The organism is Moorena sp. SIO4A5, assembly GCF_010672005.1.
Lineage (GTDB): Bacteria > Cyanobacteriota > Cyanobacteriia > Cyanobacteriales > Coleofasciculaceae > Moorena.
On sequence record NZ_JAAHHZ010000229.1, the window covers coordinates 1 to 7,622 of the forward strand.

Sequence of the window (7,622 nt, forward strand, 5' to 3'; positions counted from 1 at the left end):
CAGCCTTAATATTAATCACAACATCTTGTTTAGTTTTTCTTTCCCAGTCATTAAATCCTATTATCGTGCGGAGTCTTAAATTTTTTATTTCCAGCAGCGCTTCAACATAACTGTGTTGTTTTTTGCTCCCGAAATCATTAACTTTTATTGATGTGATATCAGTAAGTTTTGTCATTTTTTTGATGTATATAGTCTTGATTAAGTTTATTGTCAGCTATCAGCCGTCAGCTATCATCCGTCAGCTATCAGCGGTCAGCTATCAGCCGTCAGCTATCAGCGGTCAGCTATCAGCCGTCAGCTATCAGTTATCAGTTATAATTGAAAAGCGGGCGGCTTACAGTTGATTACAAATGTTGACCGCCATCCACAAATAAAAACTGTCCGGTAACAAATTGATTAGAGAGCAAATAGCGAACAGCCTGACAAATCTGATCCACATTGCCCTGGCTATGCATGGGTACTCTTTGTCTAAGTGTTTCGATATACTGTTCACTTGCCCCGGCTGGAAGTAAAATCCACCCAGGGCAAATTCCATTCACTCGAATATGTGGAGCAAACTCCAAAGCTGCCATCTCCGTTAAGTTAGCCAAGGCTTTCTTAGCTAATGTGTAAGCAGAATAGGAAAAATCATTCTTGTTGATTCTGGTATCAATAATATTGATAATGTTCCCTTTTTGATAAAGACGAGCAAAATCACGGGTAAAGAAATACGGAGCCTTAAAGTTTACAGCAAAGTGACTGTCAAACAAGTCAAGTTCCGTGTCTTTGAGGGTTGCTGGTTCAAAAATAGAAGCATTATTCACCAACAAATCAAGCTCAGGAACATCTGCTTTCACCCTTGGCAAAAGATTGAGCATATCTTGGTCACAGGTTAGATCAGCTTGGTAAAATCGACAATTTCGGTCTAGGGACTGGATCTGTTCCCCTAGGATTTCCGCGTCTTGGCGAGAACGGTTGTAATGAATGGCTAGATCATAGCCCTGTTTCGCCAAGTCTAATGCGATCGCTTTACCAATCCTTTTGGTGCCACCTGTAACCAATGCCCAAGCCATACTGGTTTGTCTTTCTAGCCCTTAAATTATAATTACCCTATGATTAACTTTATCTTAAGTGACATACTCCCACACGCTCATCGTTCGCGTAGCGTGGCCTTTGGCCAAGATTACAGTGTGGGCTTCTTACCAACTCCAGCCATCACTATCGGCTTTCGCCGACGCTGCGCGAACGGATACTCGGTAAGCTTTATTAACGACACGGTCAGAAGTTACCGCTTAAAGAGTGGAGCCTTTATGGTTAGCAGGCTATGCAGAAAAGGGTTAAAACTTTATGATTAAGGCTCCACTCTTCTAAGGTTTCGTCTCCGGGATGCCCCTCCGCACGCCTTACAATACAATAAGTTCTATTTTTTAGCCACGTAAGTGGATGACAAACCAGCATTTAAGGCCGTAGGCCACGCTACGCGAACGGCTTTGTTTATCAGGACATATATTATAGCAATTCTATACATACCCTGTGCAAAATTCATCCCACACCTATGCTACGCATTAGGTGTGGGATGAATTTTGCCTGACAGCTAAAATAGTATATCAATGACTTGGCTGTTAACTACAAGTAGTAGGCTTCGTTAATAACCTACGCTACAGATAGAGTCGCTGCGTAAGTCTTATAATTGTGTTGATAGTCAAGCGTCAACCGTCAACTATCAACAAAATCAATGCGTATCCTTTTAGTAGATGATGAAATTGAGCTGACTGACCCCCTGTCTCGGGTATTAACTCGTGAAGGTTACACTGTAGATGTGGCGTATAATGGCGCGTCAGGAAATGAGTTAGCATCCCTTGGCGCTTATGACTTGTTAATCTTAGACTGGATGCTACCGCACATTTCTGGGTTAGAAATTTGCCAACAAATGCGATCGCATGACACCACTACCCCAGTTCTTTTTCTAACCGCCAAGGACACTGTAGATGACAGAGTGATGGGATTAGATGCTGGTGCTGACGACTATCTAGTTAAACCATTTGAACTGCGGGAGTTACTCGCTAGAGTCCGGGCTCTGCTTCGGCGTTCTGCTGCGACTGATGCCAATCCCAGCCAGCGGTTACGGGTTGGACAAATAGAATTAGACTTAACCAATCAAATAGCTTATCGCCACGGACGCCCAATTGAGCTATCAGAAAAAGAAAGCCAACTGCTAGCGTACTTCATGAGCCATGTTGGTCTATTATTATCCCACAAGCAAATTTATCAACATTTGTGGCCATCTGAGGAAATCCCAAAAAGTAACAATTTAGCTGCTCTAGTTCGTTTGTTGCGTCGCAAAATCGAAATTAAGGGTTCCGCCCCCCTGATCCATACAGTTTATGGTAAGGGTTATCGATTTGGTTGATTGTTATTTGTCAATAAATAATTTAACTCATTTGTTGATTCGCCTGACTACAGGGGCTAAAGGACATGCGATGCAGCCGACATGGTCCGTATTTTTGCAGTGCTAACCGATGCTTTTTGGTACCATAGCCCATGTTGGCTGTCAAATCATACTCTGAATACTTGGTAGCTAGACGAATGATTAAATCATCACGCCACACCTTGGCTACAATACTTGCTGCCGCAATATGAAGCGATCGCTGATCCCCCTTTACTAGATTTCGTTGTGCTATCGGTAAATCTGGCAACCCGTGTAACCCATCAATCAGACAAATATCGGGCTTAACTTTTAATTTAAGCACAGCCCGTTTCATAGCTAACAATGAAGCCTGTAAGATATTGAGCTGGTCAATTTCTGCACTAGTGGAATAACCAATAGTCCAATCCAGTGCCAATCCCTGAATTTCTTCAGACAGCCTTTGGCGTCGCTTCCGGGACAACTGTTTACTATCTTTAACGCCAGCTAGAGCCAGTTGTGGCAAGACAGATACAGGTAAAATCACTGCTGCTGCCACAACTGGACCAAATAAGGCACCTCGCCCTACTTCATCTACTCCAGCCACTAAGGAAGGAGTACCGGATTTATCCGGTAACTCAAACACTTCAGTGACTTTGTCCGTTGTCATTTATCCAATGCTGAAGAGCGGCGACGGCGGCGGCGCACTATGGGGGGACTATTAATGGTGCCATTGGTAGTAATAAGTTGATCAGATCCAGTTTCTGCAATTGGTGTGTCAGCAGTAGATTCTACCAAGTCTGATTCGTCTAACTCTAGCTGATCGTCGATGGAGGATTGACTATTACTTGAATCGGTAGTTGAATCGGTAGTTGAATCGGTAGTTGAATTGGATAATTCTTCTTCATTATCCTCGATTTTTTCTCCCGGCAGTAACACTGAGATAATTGCTGACCTAGGATCTTTCACCTCTCGGTCTAAATTTAGTATAGGGGAAATGCCCATTAACGCATAAACATCTTGTTCTTCTGGGCTCATTTCAACCCTGACCAATTCTGGTGGTTCCTTTTCTTGAGCAAACTTGACTAGCTGAGGTTTTTCTACTCCTGAGGTGGATACCTCGGGTTCTGTGATGGCATCAAAGTTGGATGAGACAGAGATCACCCGATTGACTCCCCTAGTAATTGGTTCTTCCCTAATCACTGGGTCATCAATACGACGGCGGCGGCGGCGGCGATTATTTACCGCTCCCCGTTCCTGATAACTGGGGTGATTGAGCAAGTCCAAATCATTATCATTCTCAGAAGATAAGTCTACAGGTTCGGGGAACTGTGGAATGCTTCGCTCCGCCGGTAAGGGGATCGGTGCTAAGGTCTCTAGTGCTTCTGCTTCGACTTCACCGGGAAGATGTGCCAGATGTCCTAACCCGCCACAGGTAGCACAGGTTTTACCAAACAACTCGTAAATATTTTGCCCTTGGCGCTTGCGAGTCAGTTCCACTAAGCCAAGTTCCGAAAGCTGGGCAATCTGTGGTCGGGCTTTGTCCTCTTTTAGGGCTTGATTGAAGTGTTCGAGAACCTGCAACTGATCCCGCCTGGTGTCCATATCAATAAAGTCAACAACGATCACCCCAGCTAGATTACGTAGGCGCAGCTGGCGGGCAATTTCTGTTGCTGCCTCACAGTTAGTCCACAAAACCGTTTCCCGTGCTGTAGCTGAGCGGGTAAAGGAACCAGAGTTCACATCAATTACGGTTAGAGCTTCGGTAGGTTCAATGATAATGTAGCCACCAGATGGTAAATCTACTCTTGGCTTGAGGGCTTCTCGAATTGCAGCATTGACCCGGAAGTATGCCAAAATTGGCATGCGATCGCGGTGATGGTCAATCAAGACCCCCTCTGGTGCTTGACCTCCACTCCAGCTCAACAAGTGTTGTTTAACCCGTTTGACTGCAGTACTAGAATCCACCACAATCCGATTAACATCAGCAGTGTACATATCCCGGAGGACACGCTGAATAAAATCATCATCCCGATTAAGTAGGGCTGGTGCTCTGGTAGAGGTTGCTTCGAGCTGGACAGCTTCCCATTGTCTTTGCAGGTTTTCCAAGTCTTCCATAATGGCTTCTTCGGCTCTGCCTTCGGCTTCGGTGCGCACCAGCACTCCCATGCCCGATGGTTTGATTAGAATTGCTAGAGCTCTGAGGCGATTACGTTCACTTTCGCTCTTAATCCGCCGAGACAAGTTTACTCCTCGGCCATAAGGCATCAGCACCAAATAGCGACCGGGTAAACTAATATTACCTGTAAGCCTGGGCCCTTTATTACCAGTAGGTTCTTTCATCACTTGCACCAACACCTTCTGCTGGGGAGTCAGCAGTTCGGTGATCGCACCAGACCGGCGTTTCAAGCGCAATGGTCCTAAATCTGTCACATGAATAAAACCATTGCGATCAGGATCCCCAATATTGACAAATGCTGCATCAATACCCGGTAAGACATTTTCTACAATGCCGAGATAAATATCACCGACCTGGTGATTACCGGTGGCAACTACTAGTTCTTGAATTTGATCTTCCCAAAATACAGCAGCAAGTTGATGTTGCTCTGCAATAATAATTTGCTTTGGCATGCAATTTCCTCAAAACTTCGTGGTACGCTTAGTCCTACAGTTAACGATAGGAGTCGTACTTTATTTCTAGGTCTGAAATGTTCGGTGATTTACTGCCATTAAACTGATCGGCCACAGAGACTAATAAATAGACTATGAATAACTAGAGGTGCGACCCGTGATGGCGAGCAATCCCTTGACCGTAGGTCACGCGGGGCGCGTTCGCCATCACGGAAAGCCCACTTAACTATTTTGTTGCTCATTGTTTGTTCGCGTAGCGTGACCTACGGTCAATCGAAAACTGTAGTCAATGGCTGTAGTCAATGGCTGTAGTCAATGGCGGTGAAACTGTCTCGAAGCCCCGTCTGTTTAAAGGGGGGTGCTGACAGGGGGTTTGTTTGGTGAATGGGATTGTAGCGGCTCTGCTGATTGTAACACTTGGAGGTGCGACATTAGTTCTCTACTTTAAGACTCGCTTTCCAGTAGGATGTTCTGTCGCAAAGTCGAAAATTTTTGAGGTGCGCGCCCGAACGCGCCCTGCGTTGGGCTTTGCCTAAAGGCGCGACCCAAGAAGCCCGGGTTCCCGAGCCAAAGTAAAGCGCACAATCACGCGAATTTAAATAGCCAAGTAAGAGCGCACCTATGTGTAATTGTCTCGCAATCTGCCTCGCCTTTCCTATAATCCCGTAGGGACTTCGGGGGATGTTAAGCCTGACAAATTGATCACGTGACTCTTGTGGATTCAAATAATTCTAACCGATTTTCTGAGGATTTTGACTAACACTTGTGAATCCCTGTCTCTATCCAGTCGCACTCTGAAATATAGACAACGGATTACTTTGCCACTGATATAACTGATACAAAAATGGAGGTTAAGCCACTCCCCCCATCAAGAAGTGTGACCAGTGGCAAATTTAATTCCCATTAGGAAAGCGCACCTATGGTGACATACTCCCACACTGACAAGCACGGTTCAGTGTGGGCTTCTTACCAACTCCAGCTATTGCTTAGGATACTCGGTAAGCTTTATTAACGATACGGGATGCCCCTCCGCACCGGAACAATACAAAAAGTTCTATTTTTAAACACGCAGGTGGCGGTTAGCTCTTAATTTGTCTTCCCTGCTATTTTTATTATAACGTTTTTCAGGCTGTTTATCAGAGTTCCTGCCCGCGATTCATCCCGGAGATGAAACCTGTTTATTAGGGCAGCCTTAATCATAAAGTTTTAACCCTTTTACGCATAGCCGACCAACCATAAAGGCTGCCCTATTCTTGCGGTAACTTCGTTCCCACACTCATGCTGCGCATTGAGGTGTGGGGCTTCTCGCGGAGGAAGCTAAAACAGGCTATGCGCGATGGTTTTGGCTAACCACAGCTCCGATAGCTGAAAGTCAGTTGACCCCTTATCGGCACTGTTCGGGATTTACCACAAACTACCCAGTTGCTACCAATCTCTCCAAAAGTTTTAATTTTTTGTTAGCTGACTATTTCCTGACCAGAGGTCTGGAAATTCTTCAGGGTTTCTGTCTATATCTCCTGAATCTCCCTGTTTCAGCAGCTTTACTGCTTAGATTTAGGGTCTTGAGGCACATATGTTTGCCTTTTTGGGGATGTGTTATATTCTCATCCCCTGTTGATTCGCCTAGTGACATCTCCCGAAGCTGCCCTAACGGGACATGACGGGCTTCTTAGCAACTCCAGCTACTGCTTTTGGATACAAGGCCGTAGGCCACGCTACGCGAACGATAAGCATTATTAACGACACGCGGTGCCCCTCCGCGCCGGAACAATACAACTCGTTCTATTTTTAGTTGGTAGGTGGCGGTTAGCTCTTAATTTATCTTCCCTGTCTTGATGCAGTCGCTAATGGGGGAAACCCCCGCAGCTCGGCACTGCATCGCTACCATTGCTAGTATATCACATTGGTAAGATCCTTTGGGACTCTTACCCTGCGCTTCCCATAGGACACCTAGCCAATAAAGGTAAAGTGCGGGGCTTTTCGCGGTTCAGCTAAGGAGCGAAATCTCCTTTGTGGTACCGATGTGATCGTAGCCTAGAAGCTTACGCTTTGCAATTTAAAAGCTGGTTTCGGTTACCCCACCCAAACTATAAAATATGCCTAGGGACTGCGCTCAACCATTTTGTTCAATTAATTTTGACAGCTTGAGATTGGCGCAGAGACTGAATCGTTGTGATCGTATGCTCAGCCACCTGCTCAATTTCTGCCATGGTATTAAAGCGTCCAATTCCAAACCGGATGGAGGCATAAGCCAGATTTTCCGGATGTCCTAGGGCTAATAGTACATGGGAAGGAGCTACAGTTGCTGAGGAACAAGCGGAGCCAGAAGAAACGGCTGCCACAGGCTGTAATCCTAGCAGCAGGGCTGCGCCATCTACTCCCTCCACACTAATGTTAAGGTTTCCGGATAATCGCTGGGTAGGATGACCATTGATCTGGATACTTTCTAGTTTAGAGAGAGTGGTCCACAGACCCTCCCGGAGTTCTATCAACCGTTGAGATTCTGAGGGTTGTTCTTCTAACCCCAGTTCCACAGCCTTAGCAAACCCCACAATCTGAGGGGTATAAAGTGTGCCAGAACGCATCCCTCGTTCATGTCCACCGCCAT

The 7,622-nt window shown here is 45.7% G+C and carries 8 protein-coding genes; 4 read left to right on the forward strand and 4 right to left on the reverse strand.

Annotated elements, in window-relative coordinates; all coding sequences use genetic code 11:
• Positions 1 to 194: 194 nt before the first annotated feature.
• Entirely contained in the window at positions 195 to 344 is a 150-nt protein-coding gene (locus tag F6K57_RS33155; protein ID WP_293072234.1) for a hypothetical protein, read from the forward strand.
• Here the strand turns inward: F6K57_RS33155 and F6K57_RS33160 are convergent, their stop codons facing one another.
• Positions 345 to 1,052 carry an SDR family oxidoreductase gene (locus tag F6K57_RS33160; RefSeq protein ID WP_293072235.1) on the reverse strand — a complete coding sequence of 236 codons (708 nt, stop codon included), beginning with the start codon at positions 1,050 to 1,052 and terminating at the stop codon, positions 345 to 347.
• A 39-nt stretch (positions 1,053 to 1,091) separates the two neighbouring features.
• Here F6K57_RS33160 and F6K57_RS33165 point away from each other — a divergent pair, with 39 nt between their 5' ends.
• Positions 1,092 to 1,334, forward strand: coding sequence for a hypothetical protein (locus F6K57_RS33165; RefSeq protein WP_293072236.1), 243 nt, complete (start codon positions 1,092 to 1,094; stop codon positions 1,332 to 1,334).
• 380 nt (positions 1,335 to 1,714) lie between these two features.
• Complete coding sequence (gene rppA, locus F6K57_RS33170) at positions 1,715 to 2,389, forward strand: two-component system response regulator RppA (protein ID WP_293021979.1); 675 nt, start codon at positions 1,715 to 1,717, stop codon at positions 2,387 to 2,389.
• A 22-nt stretch (positions 2,390 to 2,411) separates the two neighbouring features.
• On the opposite strand, the gene F6K57_RS33175 is transcribed toward rppA, so the two are convergent.
• Positions 2,412 to 3,053, reverse strand: coding sequence for a ribonuclease HII (locus F6K57_RS33175; RefSeq protein ID WP_293072237.1), 642 nt, complete (start codon positions 3,051 to 3,053; stop codon positions 2,412 to 2,414).
• The gene (locus tag F6K57_RS33180) at positions 3,050 to 5,014 is read right to left on the reverse strand and encodes an Rne/Rng family ribonuclease (RefSeq protein ID WP_293072238.1); all 1,965 of its coding nucleotides are present in this window, start codon (positions 5,012 to 5,014) and stop codon (positions 3,050 to 3,052) included. Before F6K57_RS33180 ends, F6K57_RS33175 begins: the two co-directional genes overlap by 4 nt.
• Before the next feature lie 1,593 nt (positions 5,015 to 6,607).
• On the opposite strand from F6K57_RS33180, the gene F6K57_RS33185 reads away from it, so the two are divergent.
• Complete coding sequence (locus tag F6K57_RS33185; RefSeq protein ID WP_293039031.1) at positions 6,608 to 6,754, forward strand: hypothetical protein; 147 nt, start codon at positions 6,608 to 6,610, stop codon at positions 6,752 to 6,754.
• A gap of 386 nt (positions 6,755 to 7,140) precedes the next feature.
• Here the strand turns inward: F6K57_RS33185 and F6K57_RS33190 are convergent.
• A partial coding sequence (locus tag F6K57_RS33190) for an aminotransferase class V-fold PLP-dependent enzyme (protein ID WP_293072239.1) occupies positions 7,141 to 7,622 on the reverse strand: 482 nt, incomplete at its 5' end.

Bases quoted from the DNA above. Each gene is read 5' to 3' on its own strand.
- F6K57_RS33160 (WP_293072235.1), bottom strand. From the start codon at position 1,052: ATGGCTTGGGCATTGGTTACAGGTGGCACCAAAAGGATTGGTAAAGCG.
- F6K57_RS33165 (WP_293072236.1), top strand. From the start codon at position 1,092: ATGATTAACTTTATCTTAAGTGACATACTCCCACACGCTCATCGTTCG.
- rppA (WP_293021979.1), top strand. From the start codon at position 1,715: ATGCGTATCCTTTTAGTAGATGATGAAATTGAGCTGACTGACCCCCTG.
- F6K57_RS33175 (WP_293072237.1), bottom strand. From the start codon at position 3,053: ATGACAACGGACAAAGTCACTGAAGTGTTTGAGTTACCGGATAAATCC.
- F6K57_RS33180 (WP_293072238.1), bottom strand. From the start codon at position 5,014: ATGCCAAAGCAAATTATTATTGCAGAGCAACATCAACTTGCTGCTGTA.